The sequence below is a fragment of the Candidatus Aeolococcus gillhamiae genome (assembly GCF_016464765.1).
Lineage (GTDB): Bacteria > Chloroflexota > Dormibacteria > Aeolococcales > Aeolococcaceae > Aeolococcus > Aeolococcus gillhamiae.
On the sequence record NZ_JAEKNS010000040.1, the window covers coordinates 43,530 to 66,400 of the forward strand.

Sequence of the window (22,871 nt, forward strand, 5' to 3'; positions counted from 1 at the left end):
CCTGAGCCCGGTCCGGGCTGATCAGCCGCCGCGGCGACGAGCTGGGTCAGGCTCGCCCGCCGCCCCGTACCACGAAGCTGCCGGCGATCTTGTCGTGCCAGCCCTGCTTGCGCGGGTCGAATCCCACCCAGATGAGCCCGATGTAGATGGGGATGGTGGCAATGATGAAGCCGACATAGCGCAGCAGCGAACGGCCGAGGCCGAGGTCCGCGCCGGTGGCGGCACTGACCACGCGCATCCCCAGCACGCGCTGGCCGAGGGTACCGCCGTATGCCCAGAGCACGATGTAGTAGAGCACCGGCACGAGCAGGATCACGTAGAAGAGCGGAGCGATCTGGGTGGGGCCGCACGACGGGTCACTCGCATTGGTGACTCCCTCAGGACAGAGCACGGTGATCACCCCGGTGGCCTTGATGAGTCCGAAGGTGACGGCCCCGACGAGTATCGAGTCGATGATGTACGCGACCACGCGGATCCAGAATCCCGCGTAGCCCGAGGCCGTTGGTGCCGGCGCACCGTATGGCGGCGCGGGCGGGGGGGCACTTGGCGGTGGCGGTGGGTGCATGGCCATGGAGCCTCCTCCCTGTGCTGGTCGTTGCAGCCCGTCGTTGGGCCGCGCGCAGGGTATTCGGTTGCGGTGCGTCCGTGTGCGCGCTTACGCACCCAGCACAGTGAGCGCAGCCTGCAGTTGCGCGTCGCCGCTCGGCGGCGGCGACTGCGCCTGCAGCTGGAATCGCGCATCGGGACCGGGTAGAGACACTATCCGGTCCGGCGTGATGCCACTGCCCTCGATGCTTTCCCCGTTGGGGCCGTACCAGCGCTCCACCGTGAGGTGCAGGTCGGCGCCGTCGGGCAGCGGGAAGTCCACCTGGACTGAGCCTTTTCCGAACGTCTTCTCGCCCACGACGGTCGCCCGCTTGTAGTCGTGCAGAGCCGCTGCAGTGATCTCGGCGGCGCTCGCCGAGTCGCCGTCGACGAGCACGGCCATCGGCTGGGCCAGCGCCACCCCGCCGGCCTGGATGGTGTCGTTGGACACCTCTTCGGCGCTGCTCGGGGAGCCATTCGCGCTGAGCCGCCCGCGGCGCACCACCACGTTCTTGTGGGTCGCCGTCGGCTGCACGAACTCGCTGACCAGCGACTGCGCAGCGCTGACATATCCGCCGCCGTTCTGACGCAGGTCGAGGATGATCGACGTGGCTCCGCCGGCGATTCCCTGCTGCAACTGCGTGCGCGCGACCGAGCCCGTGTCGCTGTCGAATCCGGTCACCTGCACGTAGAGCACATGGCCGATGAGCTTGCTGTACACGGAGGGAATCTGCAGGTTGGCCCGCGTCGCCGCCAGGGTGAGCCGAGCCCCGCCGCGCATCACGGTGAGGCGCACTGTGCTGCTGACCGCGCCGCGCACCAGGGCCGCCGCCTTGGTGATCCGCGTGGTCTCGTCACTGCCCAGCGAGGCGAGGGTGATGCCGGCCACGGCGATGAGCTCGTCGCCGCGATGCACTCCTGCGCGGTCGGCCGGCTGGCCGACGAGCACGTTCTCGATCACGGCGCGGTCGGGCGCGTCTCCCGTCACGCACAGCGTGCCTCCGGCACAGCGCGGCTCCACCCCAATGCCGATGCTGCCGTCACGCCGGCCACCGAGCGTCGAGTTCAGCTCCTGGTACTGCGCAGCGCTGAGGTAGGCAGAGAAGCGGTCGTTGTAGGAGTCGTGGAGCACCTGCACCATGCCCTGCTCGGCGCCCAGGGTGCCCTGCGCCGGCGGCACGCCCCGGATCACGTAGTTCTGCTGGATCGCCTGCCACTCGGCGGCGATGCTGGTCTGGTCGATGGACGCCCCGGCGCCGATGTGCGGAAAGATCCGATTGATGAAGGAGGCGTAGGACGAGGTGGAGAGGTTGACGGCCAGCAGCGCGGTCAGGTAGCAGGCCGCCACCACGCCGAGCGTGCTGAGCACCGTCGCCGGTGGTCGTGGAAAGCGGCGTCGCAGCGCCCGATGCTCATCGGACCATTCGTCCGGCGCGCCCGGCACAGATCCGGCGCCCGGTGGTGCGCTCACGAGAGATAGGCGAACGGGTTCACCGGGTTGTTGTTCAGGTCCACCTCGAAGTGCAGGTGGCACCCCGAGCTGTTTCCGGTGCTCCCCTCGTAGCCGATGAGCTGCCCGCGGTGGACGATCTGACCATCGCCGACCGCGAACGACGACATGTGCCCGTACACGGTGACCCAGCCGTTGCCGTGGACGATGATGACGTGGTTGCCGAAACCGTAGTCACTGTAATAAGTGTGGGCGATGCCGCTGTCAGCGGCGCCGATGTTGGCTCCGCACGCCGCTGCGATGTCGATGCCGCTGTGGAAGTGCCGGGTCGAGCAGTTGGGGTCGTACGGCTCGAACGGGTAGGTGGTGCAGCCGAAGCCCTGGGTGATCTCGCCGGTCAATGGCCACGCGAAGTGGCCGTTGCCGCCACCTGCGGCGAGCGCCGCCGCTTCCTGGGCCTGCAGCCGGGCGATCTGCGCGTTCAGCTCCTTGGTGGCCTTCTCCATCTCGGCAAGCTGCTGCTGGTCGCGCGCCTGCAGCGCCACCAGCCGTGCCTTCGCGCTCTGACGGGTGGAGAGCGCGTCGTTGAGCTGCACCACGATTCCCTTGAGCGTGGCCAGCAGCTGCGACTGCTGGGTCTTCTCGGTGGCGATGTGATCGACGTCGTTCTGGATGGTCTGCTCGTCCGAGGTGATCGTGGCGATCAACTGCTGCTCGCTGGCGCCGAGGCGGTGGACGTCGAGGACGTGCTGCCAAAGGCTGTTGAAGTCGCCGGAGTTGAGGAAGTTGGCGAAGTCGCTGGAGGCGTTCTGCGCCTTGTACATGACCACGATCTCGAGGTTGAGCTGATGCCTCTCCAACGCCAGGTGGGCCTGGGTGGTGGCCAGGTTGGCCGACGCGGTGGCGAGCTGGAGCACGATGGCGTCGAGCTGCTTCTGCGCGTCCGAGACCTGGCCCTGGGTGTGCGAGACCTGGGTGTCGAGCTCGCCGATGGCCTTCTGCAGGGCCGCCTCCTGGTTGGCGGCGGCAACGAGCTCGGCCTTGAGCCGGGTCATGTTGGCCCCGTCCGCAGCCAGGGAATGCTTGGCGGTGCCGATCTTGTCGGTGATCGCGTCGGCGGTGGCGCGGTGCTGATTCGGTCCCAGCGTGGCCATGGCGAGCACCGCGCCGAGCGCCACGGCGACGACGGAGCGCGTGACCAGGCTGCGCCGGTGCCGCACCTGCGGCGTCACGGGCGCGTGCACGGAGGAGCGCATGGCCTGGTGTGTCGCTCTCGGCTCGCCGTCAGGCGGCGAGGAAGCGACGCACCCCCAGGTAGCTGCCCAGCGCGCCGATGATGGCTCCGCCCACGAAGAGACCGGACAAGACCACCAGCGTGAAGAGTCCGTCGAACGGGATCGCGAAGAGCGCGCCCGAGGTGAGCGACACCACCAGGCGGTACACGCCCAGCACCACCAACCCGGCGAGGATCGCGCCCAGCACGCCACCGAAGATCCCCTCGAGCAGGAACGGCCAGCGCACGAACCAGTCGGTGGCACCGACCAGCTTCATGATCTCGATCTCGGTGCGGCGCGCGTACACAGCGGTGCGGATGGTGTTCATGATGATCACCAGGCTCACCACCAGCAGCATCAGCGAGACGAATCCCACCACGCCCTCGATGATGTTGATTGCCGCCTGGATCTTCGGGGTGACGTCGGGGTTGTAGTCGGTAGGCTGGGTGGAGTCGACGATCGGGTTGGTGCGCGCGACCTGGTCGAGCTGGACCAGGTAGCGCAACTGTTTGACGTCGACGTTGAGGGAGGCCGGCAACGGGTTGCTGCCGAGCGCGGTCACCGCGGTGGCGATGTCGGTGCCCTTGCTGGCTGCCTCCTGGAAGGCCTGGTCCTTGTTCTCGAACGCCACGGCGTGCACGCGCGTGTCGGTCTGCAGCTGGTGCTGGAGGTTGACGATCGCGGCCAGTGAGACGCCGTCCTGGATGTAGATCTTGAGCTTGCTGGCGCGCGACTCCTGGTCGTGCAGCACGTTGGTGAGCAGGTGCGTTCCCAGGGCCAGCGCCCCGACCAGCACCAGGATCAACCCCATTGTGCAGACGCCGGCGAGCGAGACGCCGAGGTTGCGCCGGAAGTTCTGCATCGACGAGCGCACCGCGAACCAAAACGCCGAGACGAAGCGTCTCATACGGTCGTCTCACCCTCGCGCAGGTACTGGCCTTCCTGCTCGTCACGGATCACCCGCCCGCCTTCGATGGCGATGACCCGCCGGCGCACCAGGTCGACGACCTCGCGGTTGTGCGTGGCCATCAGCACGGTGGTGCCGCGGTGATTGATCTGCAGCAGCAGCTGGACGATGCCCCACGACGTGTCCGGGTCGAGGTTGCCGGTGGGCTCGTCGGCGAGGAAGATGCGTGGCCGCGTCACCAGGGCGCGGGCGATCGCAACGCGCTGCTGCTCACCACCGCTCAGCTCGTCGGGGAACTTGTCGATCTTGTCCTCCAGGCCGACGATCCAGAGCGTCTCCTCCACCTTCTCGCGCATGTGCCGTTGGCCGGGGCGGGTCACCTGCAGCGCGAACGCCACGTTCTGGCCGACGGTCAGCGTGGCGAGCAGTTTGTAGTCCTGGAAGACGATCCCGAACTTGCGACGCAGTTTGGGCAGCCGGCGACGCGACATCCGGGTCACCTCCTGGCCGTCCACGAAGATGCGTCCGCTGCTGGCCGGCTCGTCGCGGATCAGGAGACGGACCAGCGTCGACTTGCCGGCGCCGCTGGCTCCGACCAGGAACACGAAGTCGCGCTGGTAGATGGCCAGGTCGATGTCGCGCAGGGCGACGGTGCCGCTGGGGTACGTCTTGCCGACGCCGTGAAAGCTGATCACGGGGCGCAGCGCGGGGTCGCTGGCCAGCGCCGGGCGTTGCGCGAGCGCCACGCTCATGCCGCTGTCGCCGCGGGCAGCATCGACTGCCGGTGCACGAGACGCGGGTCGCCGTCGAGGTGGTTCACAGCGAGGAATTCCAGCGCCCGGCAGGCCCTACTCCACTCCCGCCCAGCCGGGTGGAACGGTGGGAGGTCCCGCCCGGTTCGCGTGCGACGTGGAGCGAATTGAGACCGGTGAAGGGACGCGGCCGAGTATACGACCGGCTCTCAATCTGCCCCTGTGAATGCGACACATCCGCGACATGCGCTGCCGCGTTGTGGCGACAGTTCGACGCGTTCGCGTGGTGTGCGTCGTGTTGTTGCAGCTCAAGGGAACAGGTGTTCCCACAGCAGTTGCTACCTGACGGTCTGTGGCTCGCCATCGGGAGGCAGCGCGACGCTGACGCACGCAGGCGATCATCACGATTGATCATGCGGCTTCGTGACACAACGCCAAAAGAAGGTATGGCAGACTGCCAGGCGATGGCCGCCCCCGTGGTGTGTCCGCCCTGCGGCGGCACGCGCCTGATTCCTCTGACCTATACGGCCCCGGCGGGTCACAGAGTGGAATCCGATCCCATCGCCGCGGAGCGCTCCCGGCGCATGCACAAGTGCGTGGACTGCGGCCACGTGCTGGTCGCGGGTGCGAGCGGGCTGCGCAAGCGCCGGCCGCTGCCCCGCCTGCAGTCGCGCTGAGCGCGGGCTACGCTGCCGCCTCGCGCGCGGACCAGCGCAGGTATCCCTCCATGAAGGGGTCGAGGTTGCCGTCGAGCACGCTCTGCGCGTTGCCGACCTCGACGCCGGTGCGGTGGTCCTTGACCATCGTGTACGGGTGCAGTACGTAGGAACGGATCTGGCTCCCCCACTCCGCCGGCATCGACTCCCCACGCAACTCGGCCACGTGCTCGGCGTGCGCCGCCTGTTTCAACGCCAGCAGTCGCGACCGCAAGACACGCCAGGCCACGTCGCGGTTCTGGTGCTGTGAGCGCTCGTTCTGGCAGGTCACCACCACCCCCGTCGGGATGTGAGTCAGCCGGATCGCCGATGAGGTCTTGTTGACATGCTGCCCGCCGGCGCCGCTGCTCCGGTACACGTCCTCGCGCACGTCCTTGGGGTCGATGTCGATGTCGACGGCGTCCTCGATCTCCGGGGTCACCTCGACAAGCGCGAACGACGTGTGCCGGCGTGCGGCTGAATCGAACGGGCTGATGCGCACCAGCCGGTGCACGCCGCGCTCGGACTTGAGCAGGCCGAAGGCGCGCGCGCCGATGATCCGCAGCGTCGCCGACTTGATGCCGGCCTCGTCACCGGCGGACTCGTCGATGAACTCGACGGTGTATTTCTTCTCCTCGGCCCAGCGCAGGTACATGCGCATCAGCATCTCCGCCCAGTCCTGCGAATCAGTTCCGCCGGCGCCGGCGTGGATGCCGAGGATCGCCGGGTTGTCGCTGTACGGGTCGCTGTAGAGAAGCTCGAGCTCGCGCCGGTCCAGCTCCTTCTCGAGGGAGTCGAGCTCCGCCGACACCTCCGCGGTCACCCCGTCATCGGGCTCGGCTTCGACCATCTCGCCGAGGTCGACGGCGTCGGCCGTCCGCTTCTCGATGTCGGCGACCGACGCGATCTCCTCGCGGAGGCGCGACGCCTCCTGGGTCAGCGTGGCGGCGTTGCGCGGGTCATCCCACAGGGATGGGTCGTTGATGAGGGCTTCGAGCTCGCGCAAGCGTGCTCGTTTGGCGTCGAGGTCAAAGATGGCCGAGCAGATCGGCTGCCCGGGCCTTGACCTCCTGCGCGCGCGTCGCCAGCTCACCCATGACTTCGAGTGTACCCAGCGACGCGCGCCGCCAGCCTGTGAGGCACGCGACGGCTAGAAGCGCACCGCGCGCCAGCTCAGGCCGCCGTCATGGCTCAGGAAGAGCACGCCCGACTGCCCGGGCGCAAGCACAACCACGCCCTGACTGTCGGTGGTGAAACCGAGGTCGGCAAACCCGGCTCCGCCCGTCTGGTCGGCGCTGTAGGGAGTCTTCCAGTGAGCGCCTCCGTCATTGCTCAGCTGGATCGACCCGGGTCCAGCGGTGCTGACGGCGAGCGCGACGGTGCGGCCATTGGGCGTCGCGGCGATTCCCGAGAAGTCACCGGTCTGCGGTGGCGGACTGGTGGACTGGAAGCTGGCGCCACCGTCGTGTGAGACCTTCATAGTGCGGGTCACCATCGATCCCCCAGCGGATCCGTTGACCGTGCAACTCGCATACACCGTGCTGGCGTTGGCGGCGGCGATGCCGACCGGCTGCTGCGCGGGACATGGTGACGAACGCGCCGTCCAGGTGGTGCCATCGCTGGTGCTGTAGACGTGAGTGGACCCCACGACCAGCCATCCATGGGAGCCCACCAAGCTCAACTGGCCGTAGCCACCGTTGGTCGTGGCGACCCCGGGTGCCGTGCTCCAGGAGTCCTGGGTGGTGGACGCGTGATACAGGGTAGCGGGCATGGACGGGCCGGCGCTCGCCGTCTCCCGAATGGCCCAAGCATCCACCACTCCGGCCGAGGTCTCCAGATCGCTGATCACACCGCTGGCCTGCACACCCGGAAGCGCTGCCGCGTACCAGGTGGCTCCGCCGTCGTGCGTGACCTGCAGCTGGGCACCGGCCGCGACCCATCCGTCCAGAGGGTCGGCGAAGCGAATGATCCCGAAGGGAGCGCTGCCCGCCAGCTCGATGCGCGGGGCCGGAACCCCCTTCCATGTCGCGCCGCCATCGACCGTTCGCAGGATCGACGTGCAGGGCCGCTTCGCGCAGGGCGCGGTGCCGAGCACCCATCCCTGGTAGGGCGATGTGAACGTCGCCGACACGCCGGTGAAGCCGGGCGGAACCGGTCCGCCCGGTGGGAGCGGCGGCGGGGGCGCGGTGCGCACCAAGGGAGTCGGACTCGTCGACGGGCCGGGCACCGGCGTGGTGCCGTTGGTGGGCGCCCCAGTTTGCGCAGGCGCGCTGACAGGCGCCGTGTTGTGGTTGACCAGCGCCACCACGATCACCGCGGCAACAGCGGCGACGCCGGCGATGCCGCCACAGATGGCCGTCCACCTGCGCCTCAGCGCGGCGCGATTGTCCGCTGACATCATCACCCTCCCCGTCACATCGGGTGCCGGCTGCTGCGCCACCCGTTGGTAGTAGTCGCGGAGACCGCGGGCCAGGTCGTCATCGCGATCAGGCATCGCTCATCTCCTTGCGCAAGGCGGCAAGCGCGCGTGCCAGGTGGCTGCGCACCGTCCCCGGTGCCACCCCCATCAGCGCGGCGCATTGGTCGGCTGAGTAGCCGCGGTGGTAGCTCAGGACAAGGGCCGCGCGCTGCTGGGGCGATAGCTTCGCCTGGGCACGGTCGAGGTCGAGCAGCCGCCCCTGGAAGCGAACGTGCTCGGCGCCCGCGGTGGTGACGTCCGGCTCGCGCACCAGCCAGCGGCGCAGCCCCTGGCGGCGTCGGATGCAGTGGCGCACGCAGATGGTGGTCAGCCACTGTTCGCGCTTCTCCTCCTCGCGAACCGCATCCCACTTCCGCCACGCAAGCAGGAAGCTCTCCTGGACCGCGTCCTCCGCGTCGCCGGGATTACGCAGGATCGAGAGCGCGATGTGAAAGAGGCGCCTCTGCTGTGCGCCCACCAGGCGTTCGAGCGCCGCGCGGCGCTCCCACTGGTCAGCGGCCAGGACGCGCATCGCCGCGGGTGGGGTCATACAGAATGAGAGACCCCCTCCTCACGAATGTGTTACTCACCGGCCCGCAGCGTATCGACCTCCAGTTCGAAAGGTGGCGCATCTGAACCGAGAGCGACCTTTGCGCTCCTGTGATGCGCCCACATTTCCGCTCCTACGCTAAGCTCGGGCCAGCGCTCGGCGGCCGCACGCTGCCGACGCGCGACACCAGTGAGGGAGGTACCAGATGCTCGCCTTGAACCTTTTGGGCACCAAGGAAATCATCGTCTACGTCGTCGTGGTCGTCGTTCTACTCGCCGGCTTCTTCTACATGCGGGGGCGTTCAGGCCCCTGACGTCACCCCGGCCTAGCGGCCGTGGCACATCTTGAATTTCTTGCCGCTGCCACACGGGCAGGGCTCGTTGCGCCCCACCTTTCGCTTGCCGGCGCCAACTCCGACGCCGCCCGTTGGCACCCCGGCGCCCGCTTCCTTGCGGCCGTTGCCGTTGCCATTCCCGCCGGACAGCGGGCGCGTGCCCGAGGCTGAGCGCTCCACCACATTGGTCACCGTCGGCTGCAGCAACGGGCTGAGCGGGGCGGGCTTGCCGGTGGCGCGGGCCAGAGCCGCGCTCGCCGCGGCCGCCGCCGGTCGGGCGGGGGGCGGTACATCCTCCGACATCTCTGCGCCGGCGCTGTCGGCACGCCCTGCCCGCGGCGCGGCCGCCTCATTGGCCGCTTGGGTCGGTTCCTCGGGTGGTGTCTCGACGCGCTGGATCTGCACATGCATGAGCAGGCGCACGATGTCGGATTGGATGTCGGCGGTGAGCCCCTGGAAGGACTCAAAGGCTGCCTGCTTGTACTCGACCAGGGGATCCTTCTGGCCATACGCCTGGAGATTGATACCCTCGCGCAGGTGCTCCATGTCGGTCAGGTAGGCGCGCCACTTGGTGTCGATGACGTTGAGCATCAATGATTGCTCAACCGAGCGCATCAGCTCCTCTCCGTACTGCTGCTCGCGCTCCTCATAGAGGGCGGTCATCTCGCTGATCAGCGTGTCCTCGATGTCCTCGACGGTGTCGCCGAGGCTGTCGACGTTGATGGTCTCCAGCTCGGGCAGCGGCGCGATCTGGCGCATCCGTTCCCACAGGCCATCGAGGTCCCAGTTCTCACGGTGTCGTCCCTCGCAGTAGCCGGGCGCCTCCTGGCGCACCGTCTGGTGCAGCATCGACATCAGGTTCTCGCGCGTGTCGGTGCCCTCGAGGATCTTGCGACGCTCGCCGTAGATGATCTCGCGCTGCTTGTTCATGACGTCGTCGTACTCGACGACGTAGCGGCGAGCGTCGAAGTTGTGGCCCTCGACACGTGACTGCGCGCCCTCGATCTGGCGCGACACCAACCGGTTCTCGATTGGCACGTCTTCCTCGATGCGCAGCCGGTCCATGATCCCCTGCATCCGCTCGCCACCGAACACGCGCATGAGGTCGTCCTCGAAGGAGAGGAAGAAGCGCGTCTCGCCGGGATCGCCCTGGCGGCCGGCACGCCCACGCAACTGGTTGTCGATGCGGCGGGACTCGTGGCGCTCGGTACCGATGATGTACAGGCCGCCGGCCGCGGCCACGCCGTCACCGAGCACGATGTCGGTGCCACGACCGGCCATGTTGGTGGCGATGGTCACCGAGCCGCGCTGGCCGGCATCGGCGACGATCTGCGCCTCGCTTTCGTGGAACTTGGCGTTCAGCACGCTGTGCGGGATGCCCTTCTTTTCCAGCAGCAGCGACAGCCGCTCGCTCTTTTCGATGCTGGTGGTTCCCACGAGAACGGGCTGCCCGATCTTGTTCCGGTCAGCTATTTCATCGCCAACCGCCTTGAACTTCGCCTCCTCGTTCTTGTAGATGAGGTCGGTGCCGTCGTCGCGGATCATCGGCTGGTTGGTGGGGATCGGCACCACCTCGAGCTTGTAGATCTTGTCGAACTCCTCGGACTCCGTGAGCGCCGTCCCGGTCATGCCGGCGAGCTTGTCGTAGAGGCGGAAGAAGTTCTGGAAGGTGATCGTGGCCAACGTGATGTTCTCCTGCTGGACCTTCACGCCCTCTTTGGCCTCGATCGCCTGGTGAAGACCGTCCGACCAGCGCCGGCCCGGCATGGTGCGCCCGGTGAACTCGTCGACGATGATCACCTCGCCCTCGCGCACGATGTATTCGCGGTCGCGCAGGTAGAGTGCGTTCGCCTTGAGCGCCTGGTTGATCTGGTGGGCCTCGGTGACGTGCTCGAGCTCGTACACGTTGGTGATGCCCGTCCACTTCTCGATCTTGGCGACGCCCTCGTCGGTGAGGGCGGCCGATTTCGACTTCTCGTCGATGGTGTAGTCGTCCTCGGCGACCAGGCGCGGGATCAGCCGCGCATACGTGTAGTACTTCTCGGTGGGCTCGTTGCCCTGCCCGCTGATGATCAGCGGGGTGCGGGCCTCGTCGACAAGGATCGAGTCGACCTCGTCGACGATCGCGTAGTGGAGATGGCGCTGCACGCAGCGGTCGAGCGACTGCGCCATGTTGTCGCGCAGGTAGTCGAAGCCGAGCTCATTGTTGGTTGCGTAGGTGATGTCGGCGGCATATGCCTCGCGACGAGTACACGGACGCAGGTGCTGCAAACGCGAGTCGGGGTGGGTCTCGTCGAGGTACTCGGGATCGTAGATGTAGCCGAAGTCCGGGTTGTCGACGGGACCCGGCACGATCACCGCGACCGACATCCCGAGCGCCGTGTAGAGCGGTGCGTTCCAGCCCGCGTCGCGGCGGGCCAGGTAGTCGTTGACGGTGACCAGGTGGGCGCCACGCCCCTCCAGCGCGTTGAGGTAGAGCGCCAGCGTCGCCACCAACGTCTTGCCCTCGCCGGTGCGCATCTCGGCGATCTTTCCCTGGTGGAGCACGATGCCCCCGATCAGCTGCACGTCGTAATGGCGCATCCCGAGCGTCCGCCGGGCGGCCTCGCGGACCACCGCGAAGGCCTCGGGGAGGAGGTCGTCGAGCCCGCGGCGCCTCTCGCCGGCGCGCTCGGCGGCCTCCTTGCGGGCGTATTCCGCCTCGACGTCCTCCTCCTCGTCGCCAGTGAGCCCGTGGGTGAAGGTCTGGCCGAAGGTGAGGTCCGGTCCGGCCACGCCAAGGCGAGCCCGGAATTCGTCGGTCTTGGCGCGCAGCTCGGCGTCGCTGAGCGCCTGCATCTCGGGCTCGAGCGCGTTGATCCGGTCGACGGCGCCGCGATGGCGCCTGATCTCGCGGTTGATCGGGTCGCCGAGGATCTTGGTGAGGACGGGCATCAGGAGTTCAATTCTCGCAGGCCATCGGCGCGCGAGCGCGCCGGCTACAGCACCGCAGCAAGAACCGCAACCTCCACCTGGGCCGCTCCCGCGTCGAGAAGAGCGCCCCGGGCGGCGTTCGACGTCGCCCCGGTGGTGAGCACATCGTCGACCACCCACAGGCGCTTCCCGGCTACGTCGCAAATCGCCGCGAACGCACCGGCCACGCTGGCCTGACGCGCCGAGCGGTCCAGCGTGCTCTGCGGCGGCGTCTCCCTCGTCCGCTCCAGCAGGTCGGCGATTGGCAGGCCGTGGAAGTCCGCGAAGGCCCCGGCCACCACTCTCGCCTGGTTGTAGCCCCGTTCGGCGAGGCGCCCCCTGGAGAGCGGCACTGGGACGACCATCGCACCGACCGGTGGCGTGAGCCGGGAGGCGCCGAGCCAGGCCAGGGCGCGCAGGGCGGTCCGGCAGTCGCGGAACTTGCCGTGGTGGAGGACCTGGCGCACCTCGTCGTCGTAGACGAAGGCCGCACGGGCTCCGGCTCCGGCGATGAGCGGAGGCGGAGCCACCTCCAGGAAGGCGACGCACGCCTCGCAGAGCACCTGGCCGGCGTCGCCGCAGCTGGCACAGCGAGCCGGCGCCAGACTGTCGAGAACGGCGGTTCGCGCGCGCGACATCCACTCATACATTTCTGTGTAAGTATGGGCTCGCGCTGGCCTGCGCCGCTCGCTCGTGCGCACAATGCCGAAGCCATGCAGAGCGAGTTCAGCCATGAACCGTCGATGTGGCTTCCCGCGGTCCGGCATGCGCGGGCGCGCCGATGGTGGCGAAGCATCCGCCACCACGCTGGTGCCGTCCGCCAGTCCTTTCGGCCCGTGGCCCACAGGTCCCGGCCAGACGGCCCGGATCATGCCCCCGGCGGCGAAGGAGCGGGCCGGCCGGCGCCCGTCTCACCCGCGCCGCCGTCGCTATCGGCTGCTGCCGCTATTGCACTTCCGTCGGATCCGATTGAGCCGCCGGACGCGCGCTATGAGCGCCGTCGACCGAGCACGCGCTAGCGACGCTGCGGTGCCGACGACGCCGCGGGGCGGCTTCGCGTGGCTCACGTTGTGACACGAACCGTCGCGCAGGTTGGCGGCCGCCGAAAGTTCGCGGCGAGGTCCAGGTTCCAGCAGACGGTGTGCACGCCCGGGTTGGCACCGGTGGTGGGCATCTTCATGACGAAGCTCTCAGCTCCTCGCGGTGCAACTGGCGACGCGGCGAGAGCGGATCCAGCGCCGACGGTGCTGAGCTGATCACCTCCTTGACGGATGATGCGATCCACAGTAACCTGATCATATGATCAAGTCAGATGGTCAGGATCGAGTCGCTCCCAAACCTCTCGGCCACCGGCGACGACCTGCGAGAACCACGGCCGCGCCAGGGCACGCGCGGCTCGGACTCCCGTCCCCGCCCGGCACGCGCGGCCGCCGTCACCGCCGCAACGAAGCCGGCGACCGCATGCGCGCGCGCATCATCGACGCGGCTCTCCAGACGCTGAGGACCGAGGGCTACGCAGGGGTGTCGGTCCGCGCCATCGCGGCCACCGCCGCATTCAGCCCCGCGCTGGTCTTCTATCACTTTGGCAGCGTCGACGCTCTGCTGCTCGCCGTCCTCGACCAGATCAGCGGCGAGCGGCTCGCCCGCTACCAGGTGCGTTTGGGCGATGTCTCATCACTGGCGATGTTGGCTGCGGCGATGGAGGAGCTGTACGGCGAGGACCTGCAGCTCGGTCAGCTCACCGCCGTGCAAGAGATCGTCGGCGCGATGGCGTTCGACCCCGCCCTCGGGCCGGAGATCGTCAGTCGCATGCAGCCGTGGATGACGTTTGCACAGGAGCTTGCGCAACGGATCGTCTCCGGGTCTCCGCTCGCCGGCATGCTCGACCCGGGCGTCATCGGTTCCGCCGTGATCGCCCTCTACATGGGCCTCGAAATCGTCGCCCGGATGCAGGGCGGCGACACCAGCGGGTCCAAGGCGCTGGTGGCGACGCTCACCGAAACCGCTCCCTGGATCGACAGGCTGCTCGGCAAGGGAGCGGCCCCCCCGCGCCGACGCAGCACGAAGCGACTGGTGCTTGACTGATGCTCCTGCTTCCCCTTCTCGTTCTCGTCCCGCTCATCGTCCTGCTCGTGCTGCGATCAAGGAAGCGCCGGGACGCGCCGGCGCCTGCGCATCAGGCCCCCGCGATCGTCTACGTTGCCGCCAGCGCTGTCGCGGGCGCCGCCGTCGGCTTCATCTCCCTCGAGGCCTACTACGGCATCGTCCTGGCCGCGGCGGCTGGGTTCCTGCTCGTTCGCCGGGCAGGCCGGCAGCGCTGGTTCGCCCTGGGCGGATTCCTGTTTGGGGTGGGGGCGTGTGCCTCGGCTTTCCTGAGCGCCGCGCTGACCAACCACGATCCCGCCGTCAGCTTTGACCCGTCCACGGTCCCATTCTTCTGGGTTGGTGCGGCTGTCGCACTGTGCGGGGTGGCGACCATTGTCCTGGCCTCCACAGGACCTCTGCGAGGCCGATCCGGTTAGCAGTTATCCGAACGTCACCGTCTGCACGAGCTGATCGAACTGCGCCGCAGTCACCCCGCCCGCGCGCCCCGAATCGGGGGGTCCAACGTTGGCCAGGAAGTGGTAGCTCCTGCCATCGGTCGTGAAGTCGTACTCGACCTGGGGGGCCATCTGGCCGGAGCCGGCACCCATGCCCTGCGTCTGCGTACCGGAGAGCCGGGTGCCGGTGACCCCGTTCACCGTCACTGCAGTCTCGGCCACAGTGCTGTACAGGCGTCGATTCGTGGAGATCAGCGAGAACGCGCCCCTCTGAGCGTTGTCCGAGGCGGCGAGGAACACGCAGCAGAACCCGTCACCTTGCGGGCACGTGGAAGCCTGTGAGTCAGGCTGGATGAAGACCCATCCACACTCGAGCGGTAACCATTCTGTTGGGTGCCTGAAGGTGAGGTGATTGCTCGCGCTGTGGTAGCTCACCCATCCGGGCACAGGGTCAGGACTACCGGGAGTGGGCGTCGGTGACGCCGAGATGGCTGTCGGCGAGGGCGTCGTCGTGGCGCCGTCAACCGACGACGAAGTTGGAGTTGCGGCCATTCCACAGCCCGACAGTGCGAGGAGGACGACGCCGCATGAGATCGGCCGGATCATTCTCGGGTAACGCAGACGCGGTCCCTTAGGTCACGCCGTCGCCGTCTCCGTCGAGCCGTGGTTCCCGTCACAGCAGGCGGCGTCGCACCACCGCGACGGCTGATGTCATGGTGGCGCGCGGCGGGCACGGGAGCGGCGCCGCCCCTCGTGCATCGCCTGCACACGGCCTGATGGAATCTCCCTGCCCTCCTCGACGAGCCCGGGTGGCAACGGCTGCGCCGGGGGCATGTGCGCTGCCCATGGGTCGCGTTCCCCGAGGAGCCGCAGCGCGGTGTGCAGAGTGAAGTCGCCCGGGGCCACACGGTCGAGCTCATCCCAGTCCACTGGAAACGATACGGGTGTCCCGGCCCGCAGTCGCGGGCTGTACGCGGCCACCACGGTGGCGGCACCGACCCGTGTTGCATCGACGAACACGCGGCCGCCGCGGTCCTCTTTCGTGAAGGCCGTGGTGGCCAGGCTCGGATCGAGTCGCTCGGCGCGTGTCGCGAGCGCGCGCGTGGCTGCCGCCACCTCGTCGACCGGCGCCCCACCGGCGATCGGCACGTAGACGTGCACGCCCTTCGCGCCGCTGGTCTTGACCGCTCCGTCGAGGGCGGCTTCAGCGAGCGCCTGCCGAACCAGGTGCGCAGCTCGGACCGCCATGGGGAAGGAATCAGCGTCCGGCGGGTCGAGGTCGAGCACCAGGTGGGTCACGAGGTCGGGAGCGGCGGCCGTGGTAAGGGCGGGGTGGTACTCGACGGCGCGCTGATTGGCGAACCACAGCAGGGCGCGACGGTCGTTGCACAGCGCGTACGTGACCTCCCGCTTTGAGGATTCCGCCCACGAGCTGACTCGCTCGATCCACTCCGGGGCGTAGCTCGGAAGGTTCTTCTGCATGAACGCCTCCTGCCCGCGGTGCACCCGGATCACAGAGAGCGCCCGGTCCCGCAGCACCGGAAGAATGCGATCGGCCACAGCGTCGAGGTAGTCGACGAGGTCACGCTTGGTGGCGTTCGCGCCCTCGAACAGACGGTCCTCGAGGTTGCTGAGCCGAACGCCCTCCCGCTCATCCCCGCCGGGGCTCGGTGGTTTTGCCATGACCCTCCTGGTGATCATCGCGGACTGGCCGCCTATCGCACCATCGTGCGTGTATACCTCGCTGACATGGACATCCTCCAGGAGCGCCTGCGCAGCCAGCACCTGCTCGGACCCGCGCCCGCCGCTGCGGCCGACGTCGTGCGCCACCTCGTGGCTGTCCAATCCCAGGACTACCCCGCCGCCAGATGGGCCGTCGCGCAGCGCACCGCCGACCTCACCGGCGCAGACGTCGACGATGCGCTCAGCAGCGGATCCATCCTGCGCACCCACCTGCTGCGCCCCACCTGGCACCTCGTCACGCCCGACGACATCCGCTGGATGCTGGCCCTCACGGCTCCGCGCGTGAAGGCGCTGATGGCCTACGGCTACCGCAGGTCCGGCGTCGATGACGCCATGCTGGCCAAGAGCAACCGCATCGTCGCCGCGGCACTGCACGGAGGCCCCCTCACCCGTATCGAGCTGGGCGACGCGCTGTGGAGCGAGGGCATCGAGCCGCGCGTCGACAACCGGCTGGCTCACCTGATGATCGGCGCCGAGCTCGACGGCATCGTCTGCAGCGGGCCGCTGCGCGGCAAGCAGCACACCTACGCACTGCTCGACGAGGTTGTCCCACCGGCACCCGCGAGGGACCGCGCGACCGCGCTGGCCGAGCTTGCCAGTCGCTACTACGCGAGCCACGGGCCTGCCACCATCAAGGACTTCGCGTGGTGGTCCGGCCTGTCCACCACTGAGGCGACCACGGGCACCAACACCGCACAGTCGCAGGTGGAGTGCATCGAGCTCGAAGGCCGCACCTACTGGTTCGCACCCACCGCGCACCCGACGACCGGGCGCCTCCCAACCGGGCACCTCCTCCCCGACTTCGACGAGTACACAGTGGCCTACGCGGACCGCACGCACCTCATCGACGCCGCCGATCTCCACCACATGCCCAACCGCATGGACGTCATCTCCAACAACGTCTTGGTCGTCAACGGCCGTGTGGTCGGCAGCTGGAAGCGCGCCGTCGAGAAGGGCACCGTACGACTGACGATCACACCATTCGAGCAGCTTCCCAAGCGCGCGCATGCCGCCGTCGCCAGCGCAGCCGAGCGCTACGCGGCGTTCCTCCAGCTACCACTCCACCTGGAGGCTCAGCACTCACCCTCACGCAGCGACGCCAGGTCGATGACGAACCGGTAGCGCACGTCGCTGCGCATGGTCCGCTCGTACGCCTCGTTGACGTCCTGGATGCGGATCGTCTCGATGTCCGAGGCGATGCCGTGCTCGGCGCAGAAGTCGAGCATCTCCTGGGTCTCGCGGATCCCGCCGATCACCGAGCCGGCGAGACGGCGGCGCTTGTTGATCAGCGCTCCCGGCTCCAACGTGGAAGGGTCGGGCAGCCCCACGATCACCATGGTGCCGTCGCGGCGAAGCAGCCGCAGGTACGCGTTGTAGTCGTGCGATGCCGACACGGTGTCGAGGATGAAGTCGAAGCGGCCCGCGTTCTTCTCGAAGACGTCATCGTCAGCTGTGGCTACGAAGTCGTCCGCGCCCAGTCGCAGAGCGTCGTCTTGCTTGCCCGGTGAATGGCTGAGCACGGTGACGCGCGCGCCCATTGCCTTGAGGAACTTCACGCCCATGTGGCCGAGGCCGCCGAGGCCCAGCACCGCCGCGTCGCGGGCCTGATCACCTCCAAAGTGGCGGATGGGCGAGTACGTGGTGATCCCAGCACACAGCAGCGGCGCCGCACCGTCCAGCGGGATGCCGTCGGGGATGCGCAGCAGGTAGCTCTCGTCGACGACGATGCGCTCCGAGTAGCCACCGTACGTCGGGGTTTTGCCGTCGCGTTCGAGCCCGTTGTAGGTGACCGTCATGCCCTCGAGGCAGTACTGCTCCTCCCCCGCCAGGCACGCCTCGCACTTGCGACAGGAGTCGACGAACACGCCGACGCCGACGGTTTCCCCCACGCGCCACCGGCTCACGTCCGCGCCTACGCTCGTCACCGTCCCCACGACCTCGTGCCCCGGCACCATCGGGAAGATCGACCCTCCCCACTCGTCGCGCGCCTGGTGGATGTCGCTGTGGCACACACCACAGTGGAGGACCTCGATGAGCACGTCGTTCGGGCGCGGGTCGCGCCGTTTGAAGTCGAAGGGGCCCAGTGGTGTCTTGGGGTCGGTCGCGGCGTAGCCGCGGGTGGGAATCATCCGCCCATCCTAGGGACAGGCACTGCGGTCCGAGACGCTCAGGCGGCCGCCGGACCCGCCTCCACCATGCGCACCAGCACGCCCGGGGCCACCCCGAAGCGCGCGGCCGTGCCCGCGGGCAGCTCGATGGCGGCCTTGGCGCCGCGCACCAGGCTGCTGGCCCGCCAGGGCCGGATCGACTCGACCACGCGCACCACCCGGCCGTCGCCGTCGACGAACACCACGTCGAGCGCGAAGCGCATGAAGAACATGTGGATCGAGTTGCACGGCCGGATCGCCAGGCCGTGGCTGGCGGGCAGCTCGCGGCGGAACATCAGGCCCATGAAGCGCGACCAGAGGGTGTCGGCCACCTCGACGTGCTCCGCGACGACCGAGCCGGTCTCGGTCTCCAGGCGGTACAGCTGTGCCATCGGCCCGATGGTACGGGCGATCCGGTGCACGGACGTCGAAAGCAACACGCCCGGTACAGTCGTTGCATGACCAACCAAGAGGTCGAGATCCACGTCGACCCCCTCTGTCCGTGGTGTTGGCTGACAGCGCTGTGGCTGTTCGAGGTCGAGCGGGTGCGCCCCATCACCATCACCACCAAGCTGTTCTCGCTCGCCGAGATCAACCGCGAGCATGCCCACGCTGCTGCACTCAAGGCCGGCGAGACCTCCCTGCGGGTCATGGTCGCCGCCCGCCGGGCCGGCGGTGAGAAGGCCGTCCGGGCCACCTACCTCGCCCTCGGTGAGGCCAGCCACGAGCGGTCCGAGGACCTCGGCGCCATCGACGTCCTCCGGGCCGCAGTCAGCTCTGCCGGCCTTCAGGCAGGCCTCGCCGACGAGGCCGTCGCCGATCCGAGCACGCTCGACGATCTCCTCGTTGAGCACGCCGCCGCGGTCGTGCGCGGAGCCTTCGGCGTGCCCACGCTCAGCATCGACGGCGGCGCCGCCTTCTTCGGCCCCATCGTCGACACCCAGATCACCGGCGAAGAGGCCGGCGAGCTCTGGGACAAGGTTGCGCCTGTGCTTGTCGAGCCTCGCCTCTTCGAGCTCAAACGCGCCCGCACCGGTCACGCTGAGGTGGGGCGCCATCGCAAGCCGGTCGCGGCCGTCCACTGACCCGATCGCTGCAACGGGTTCGAGTGCGCGGCGAGGGGGATAATCGAGCCATGACCCAGCCGGCCGTGTCGAGCACGCTGTCGCGGGTCCGGCTCGCCATCGCCGGTGTGGCCGTCATCGCGGTCGCCGAGATCGCCGGCGGAGTGGCCTCCGGCTCACTGGCGCTGCTCAGCGACGCCGGCCACCTGGTCACCGACTCGGCGACGCTCGGGCTCACGTGGTACGCGGTCTCGCGCAGCCGCCGCCCCGCCGGCGCCAGCCACACCTTTGGACATCACCGCGGCGGCATCGTCGCCGCCGCCCTGAACGGCGCGGTACTGGTGGTCATCGCCGCGGTCATCGCCGCCGGCGCCATCAGCCGCCTCCAGCACCCCGCAGCGGTGACGGCGATACCGGTGCTGGTGATCGGCGCCCTCGCCCTTGCCGGCAACCTGGCCATCGCCGTGCTGCTGCGCGGCGCCGGTGGCGGGCTGGGCGTGCAGAGCGCCGCGCTCCACGTCATCGCCGATGTGCTCACCGACGCGGCAGTCGTGGTGGGCGCGCTCGCGCTCCTCCTTCTGGGCTGGACGCGTGCCGACGCGGGGGTGTCCCTGCTCATCGCCGCGCTCGTGTTCGTCGGTGCCCTGGGACTACTGCGCGAGGCGCTGCACATCCTCAACGAGGGGACGCCGCGCGACCTCAACCTGGAGGCCGTGCGAACCCGGATCGCGGAGCTGCCCGGCATCGACGGCGTGCACGACCTCCACATCTGGTCACTCGACCGCGAGCACCGGGCCCTCTCCGCGCACGTCATCGTCGGCGATCGTTCGCTCGGTGAGGTCACCGCCATGATCCGCTCGGTCGAGCTCGTGCTCTGCGAGGAGTTCGGCATCGAGCACGTCACCGTGCAGCCCGAGTGCCCGTCCTGTTCGGTGGAGGCGCCGCTCTACTGCAACATCGAGGGACACCACAAGCTCGTCCATGAGACGGCGCGCGGAGCGCGGTAGCTCAGTCGGGCGCTGGGAAGCCGGCGCGCACCTCGGTGCCCTCGCCCACCACGCTGCGCACCTCGAGGTGGCCATCCTCGATCTCGGCTCGCTGACGCATGGTCAGCAGGCCGAGCCCGGTGCTGCGCCCCAGCCGTGCCTCGGTGGCGGTGACGTCGAAGCCCTCGCCGTCGTCGAGCACCACCACCGCCACCCGCTGCGGCTGGAAGAGCAGCGCCACCTCAACGTTGCTCGCATGACCGTGGGCGAGCGCGTTGCTGAGGGCGTCCTGGACGATGCGGAAGAGCGCCACCTCGACGCCGGCGCGCAGGCGGCGGGGCGCGCCCAGCACGACGATCTTGGCGCTCACCGTCGCCTCGAGATCGGCGACCAGCCGCCGCAGCGACGCCACCAGCCCCTCCTCGTGGAGATCGTCCGGGTGCAACCGGAACACCACCCGCTGGAGCTGGCGCAGCGCCGCGTCGGTGGAGCGGCGACAGCTGGCGGCGCCGGCGACGGCCGCGGCTGGGTCGCGGGCCACGGCGTGGCCGATCAGCTCGGTGTGCAGCGCGGCGTCGGCGAGCAGCTGCATCGGACCTTCGAAGATGTCCTGGGCAGTGCTGTCGTGGTCCTGGTCGATGAGGTGGAAGAGCTGGCGCACCGCCTGGTTGGCGGCGGCGCCGGGCCCGTCGATCGAGGCCCCCTCGAGGGTGGCGATTCGCGCCAGCGACTTCTTCAGCTTGGCGAGGATGGCGCGTTGCTCGCGGAGATCGTCGATTCGCCCGCGCAAGCAGACCATGCGCTCGTCGAGCGCGGCCAGCTCGGTGCGCAGCTCGAGGCCCTCCTCGAGACGCTGGAGGTACTGCCCGCCGCTTCCCCCGGTGAGGCGCTGGACGATGGCCTGGTGGTTGGCGTCGTACGGCTTGAGCCGGGTGCGCACCTCGTCGCGCTCGGCGCCGGCTGCGGAGTGAGCGGCCTCGAGGCGTTCGATGAGGTCATCGATGTCCGTGCCTCGCCCGTCGACGCCGTAGCGCAGCCCCACCAGGGGCGATCTCGCCACCCGCACGTCGAGGGTGAACGGTGGCGCCGAGAGGTCAGCTGTCACGATCACCCTTCCTGAGCTGATTGAAGCGATAGGCCGATGTCAGTCTACGCCGCGCCCTCGTCCCGTGCCAGGGTCGAAGAGCCGGCACAGCCGTGGGCCAAGCTGGCCGCGGCCAGGGTGATGAGCACTCCGCGACGTGCCCTCTGGAAACGAGTCGCTGCCATGGAAGCCTCCGTCGTCGGGCACATCTGGCGGGCCCGGGAAACACCCGAAATCCCTTGGCCGCCCGCCACTCTAGCTTTGCCGGAGGGAGCGCCGCAGGGCAGCGGACAGAAGAAAAGCGTTTACGTCGACCGCTTCAGTGGCGCATGAAGCGCAAGCGGATCAGGTCGAGCAGAACCATCCCGGAGTCACGCAGCGCACTCACCCGCGAGGCCTCGCGATGGCTCCAGCGCACCGGAACCTCGGCGATCTCCCAGCCCTTGCGGCGAGCGCGCAGCAGCGCCTCGGCGTCGAAGCCGAAGCCCCTGGTGCGCAGCGGCTCGAAGCACGCTACCGCGGCCTCCGCGGTGAACACCTTGAACCCGCATTGGGTGTCGTGCAGCCCGGGCAGCACGATCAGCTGCACGAGTCGGTTGTAGGTGCGGCCCATCATCTCCCGCCTCCCCGGCTGGTGGACGTCGATGGTGGCGCCTGGCACCGCCCGTGAAGCGATCGCGACGTGACAGGCGTCACCCAAGCGAGCGCGCAGCCGGGGCAGCTCCTCGATGGGCGTGCTCAGGTCGGCGTCGCTGAAGAGGCGGTGCTCACCGCGCGCGCGAAGCATGCCCGCGCGCACCGCCGCGCCCTTGCCCTGGTTGCGCTCCAACGCCACCAGCGAGAGCTGCGGCCACGTCTCGGTCGTCGCGCGCACGTACTCGACGGTGCCGTCGGTGCTGCCATCGTCCGCGACGATCACCTCGTAGGGCTCACCAGCTGTGTCGAGGTACTCGCGCAGGCGCTCGAGCGTGGCCGGGATGCGCTCGCGCTCGTCGTATGCGGGGATCACGACGCTGATCACCGCCGCACCTCGCGACGTTCCAGGAACCAGAACTGCGGCAGCGCCAGCTGGCGGCGCCATCGACTGGGCTCCTGGGCGAGCCGCCACAGCCACTCCAGCCCGGCCTGGCGCACCAGCGCGGGCGCGCGCCGGGCCGTCCCCGCCAGGTAGTCGAGGGTGCCGCCGACGCCGATGCCGACTCGTCCGTACATGGCCGGCAGGTACTCGCGCAGGAAGCGCTCCTGGCGGCCCGCGCCGTACGCCGCCGCCACCACGGCCGGCTCGCCGGCGCCCACCCGCGCGGCGGTTGCCGCGGTGGGATCGCCGCCGTCGGCGACCACGTCCAGCCC

The 22,871-nt window shown here is 69.0% G+C and carries 23 protein-coding genes; 6 read left to right on the forward strand and 17 right to left on the reverse strand.

Annotated features, from left to right (window positions below):
• Positions 1-46: 46 nt before the first annotated feature.
• From JF886_RS03475 to ftsE, 5 genes are all read right to left on the reverse strand, one after another.
• Positions 47-571, reverse strand: a complete 525-nt coding sequence (locus tag JF886_RS03475) for an RDD family protein (RefSeq protein WP_337309645.1) — start codon at positions 569-571, stop codon at positions 47-49.
• A gap of 84 nt (positions 572-655) precedes the next feature.
• On the reverse strand, positions 656-2,056 hold the full coding sequence (locus JF886_RS03480) for a S41 family peptidase (RefSeq protein WP_337309647.1): 1,401 nt from the start codon (positions 2,054-2,056) through the stop codon (positions 656-658).
• The gene (locus JF886_RS03485; RefSeq protein WP_337309649.1) at positions 2,053-3,279 is read right to left on the reverse strand and encodes a murein hydrolase activator EnvC family protein; all 1,227 of its coding nucleotides are present in this window, start codon (positions 3,277-3,279) and stop codon (positions 2,053-2,055) included. Before JF886_RS03485 ends, JF886_RS03480 begins: the two co-directional genes overlap by 4 nt.
• 40 nt (positions 3,280-3,319) lie before the next feature.
• A complete protein-coding gene (locus JF886_RS03490) occupies positions 3,320-4,216 on the reverse strand; it encodes a cell division protein FtsX (protein WP_337309651.1) in 897 nt (298 codons plus the stop codon).
• Positions 4,213-4,911: a cell division ATP-binding protein FtsE gene (gene ftsE, locus JF886_RS03495; protein WP_502711385.1), complete on the reverse strand. Its 699-nt coding sequence runs from the start codon at positions 4,909-4,911 to the stop codon at positions 4,213-4,215. The genes JF886_RS03490 and ftsE overlap by 4 nt, the downstream gene beginning before the upstream one ends.
• A gap of 602 nt (positions 4,912-5,513) precedes the next feature.
• Here ftsE and JF886_RS03500 point away from each other — a divergent pair.
• On the forward strand, positions 5,514-5,645 hold the full coding sequence (locus JF886_RS03500) for a hypothetical protein (protein ID WP_337309655.1): 132 nt from the start codon (positions 5,514-5,516) through the stop codon (positions 5,643-5,645).
• A gap of 7 nt (positions 5,646-5,652) precedes the next feature.
• On the opposite strand, the gene prfB is transcribed toward JF886_RS03500, so the two are convergent.
• From prfB to JF886_RS03525, 5 genes are all read right to left on the reverse strand, one after another.
• Positions 5,653-6,760 (reverse strand): peptide chain release factor 2 gene (gene prfB, locus JF886_RS03505; protein WP_337309657.1). Its coding sequence is split into 2 segments (ribosomal slippage): positions 5,653-6,693 and positions 6,695-6,760, totalling 1,107 coding nucleotides; the frame shifts between segments, so codons are not numbered across the junction.
• A 53-nt stretch (positions 6,761-6,813) separates the two neighbouring features.
• Positions 6,814-8,157: a sialidase family protein gene (locus JF886_RS03510; RefSeq protein ID WP_337309659.1), complete on the reverse strand. Its 1,344-nt coding sequence runs from the start codon at positions 8,155-8,157 to the stop codon at positions 6,814-6,816.
• Positions 8,150-8,671: an RNA polymerase sigma factor gene (locus tag JF886_RS03515; protein ID WP_337309661.1), complete on the reverse strand. Its 522-nt coding sequence runs from the start codon at positions 8,669-8,671 to the stop codon at positions 8,150-8,152. Before JF886_RS03515 ends, JF886_RS03510 begins: the two co-directional genes overlap by 8 nt.
• 325 nt (positions 8,672-8,996) lie before the next feature.
• A complete protein-coding gene (gene secA / locus JF886_RS03520; protein WP_337309663.1) occupies positions 8,997-11,939 on the reverse strand; it encodes a preprotein translocase subunit SecA in 2,943 nt (980 codons plus the stop codon).
• A gap of 44 nt (positions 11,940-11,983) precedes the next feature.
• Entirely contained in the window at positions 11,984-12,607 is a 624-nt protein-coding gene (locus JF886_RS03525; protein ID WP_337309665.1) for a ComF family protein, read from the reverse strand.
• Between the two features lie 811 nt (positions 12,608-13,418).
• Between JF886_RS03525 and JF886_RS03530 the strand changes: the two genes are divergently transcribed.
• The gene (locus JF886_RS03530; protein WP_337309667.1) at positions 13,419-14,042 is read left to right on the forward strand and encodes a TetR/AcrR family transcriptional regulator; all 624 of its coding nucleotides are present in this window, start codon (positions 13,419-13,421) and stop codon (positions 14,040-14,042) included.
• The gene (locus JF886_RS03535) at positions 14,042-14,479 is read left to right on the forward strand and encodes a hypothetical protein (protein ID WP_337309669.1); all 438 of its coding nucleotides are present in this window, start codon (positions 14,042-14,044) and stop codon (positions 14,477-14,479) included. Before JF886_RS03530 ends, JF886_RS03535 begins: the two co-directional genes overlap by 1 nt.
• Positions 14,480-14,482: 3 nt before the next feature.
• Here JF886_RS03535 and JF886_RS03540 read toward each other — a convergent pair whose 3' ends face one another.
• Together JF886_RS03540 and ligD are read right to left on the reverse strand one after the other, a co-directional pair.
• Positions 14,483-14,797, reverse strand: a complete 315-nt coding sequence (locus JF886_RS03540; RefSeq protein ID WP_337309671.1) for a hypothetical protein — start codon at positions 14,795-14,797, stop codon at positions 14,483-14,485.
• A gap of 411 nt (positions 14,798-15,208) precedes the next feature.
• Positions 15,209-16,180: a non-homologous end-joining DNA ligase gene (gene ligD, locus JF886_RS03545; RefSeq protein WP_337309673.1), complete on the reverse strand. Its 972-nt coding sequence runs from the start codon at positions 16,178-16,180 to the stop codon at positions 15,209-15,211.
• Between the two features lie 66 nt (positions 16,181-16,246).
• Here ligD and JF886_RS03550 point away from each other — a divergent pair, with 66 nt between their 5' ends.
• Positions 16,247-17,362 carry a winged helix DNA-binding domain-containing protein gene (locus JF886_RS03550; RefSeq protein ID WP_337309675.1) on the forward strand — a complete coding sequence of 372 codons (1,116 nt, stop codon included), beginning with the start codon at positions 16,247-16,249 and terminating at the stop codon, positions 17,360-17,362.
• Here JF886_RS03550 and JF886_RS03555 read toward each other — a convergent pair.
• Positions 17,314-18,369 carry an NAD(P)-dependent alcohol dehydrogenase gene (locus JF886_RS03555; protein ID WP_337309676.1) on the reverse strand — a complete coding sequence of 352 codons (1,056 nt, stop codon included), beginning with the start codon at positions 18,367-18,369 and terminating at the stop codon, positions 17,314-17,316. The genes JF886_RS03550 and JF886_RS03555 overlap by 49 nt on opposite strands.
• Positions 18,370-18,407: 38 nt before the next feature.
• Positions 18,408-18,779 carry a DUF192 domain-containing protein gene (locus tag JF886_RS03560; protein ID WP_337309678.1) on the reverse strand — a complete coding sequence of 124 codons (372 nt, stop codon included), beginning with the start codon at positions 18,777-18,779 and terminating at the stop codon, positions 18,408-18,410.
• A 66-nt stretch (positions 18,780-18,845) separates the two neighbouring features.
• Here JF886_RS03560 and JF886_RS03565 point away from each other — a divergent pair, with 66 nt between their 5' ends.
• Together JF886_RS03565 and JF886_RS03570 are read left to right on the forward strand one after the other, a co-directional pair.
• Positions 18,846-19,472 (forward strand): DsbA family oxidoreductase, encoded by a 627-nt coding sequence (locus JF886_RS03565; protein WP_337309686.1) that lies wholly within the window; start codon positions 18,846-18,848, stop codon positions 19,470-19,472.
• 50 nt (positions 19,473-19,522) lie between these two features.
• Positions 19,523-20,458, forward strand: a complete 936-nt coding sequence (locus JF886_RS03570) for a cation diffusion facilitator family transporter (protein ID WP_337309688.1) — start codon at positions 19,523-19,525, stop codon at positions 20,456-20,458.
• A 1-nt stretch (position 20,459) separates the two neighbouring features.
• Here the strand turns inward: JF886_RS03570 and JF886_RS03575 are convergent, their stop codons facing one another.
• The 3 genes from JF886_RS03575 to JF886_RS03585 form a co-directional block, all read right to left on the reverse strand.
• Positions 20,460-21,542: a sensor histidine kinase gene (locus JF886_RS03575; protein WP_337309690.1), complete on the reverse strand. Its 1,083-nt coding sequence runs from the start codon at positions 21,540-21,542 to the stop codon at positions 20,460-20,462.
• Positions 21,543-21,840: 298 nt separating this feature from the next.
• Positions 21,841-22,542: a dolichyl-phosphate beta-glucosyltransferase gene (locus tag JF886_RS03580; RefSeq protein WP_337309692.1), complete on the reverse strand. Its 702-nt coding sequence runs from the start codon at positions 22,540-22,542 to the stop codon at positions 21,841-21,843.
• A partial coding sequence (locus JF886_RS03585) for a WecB/TagA/CpsF family glycosyltransferase (protein ID WP_337309693.1) occupies positions 22,539-22,871 on the reverse strand: 333 nt, incomplete at its 5' end. The genes JF886_RS03585 and JF886_RS03580, both read right to left, overlap by 4 nt.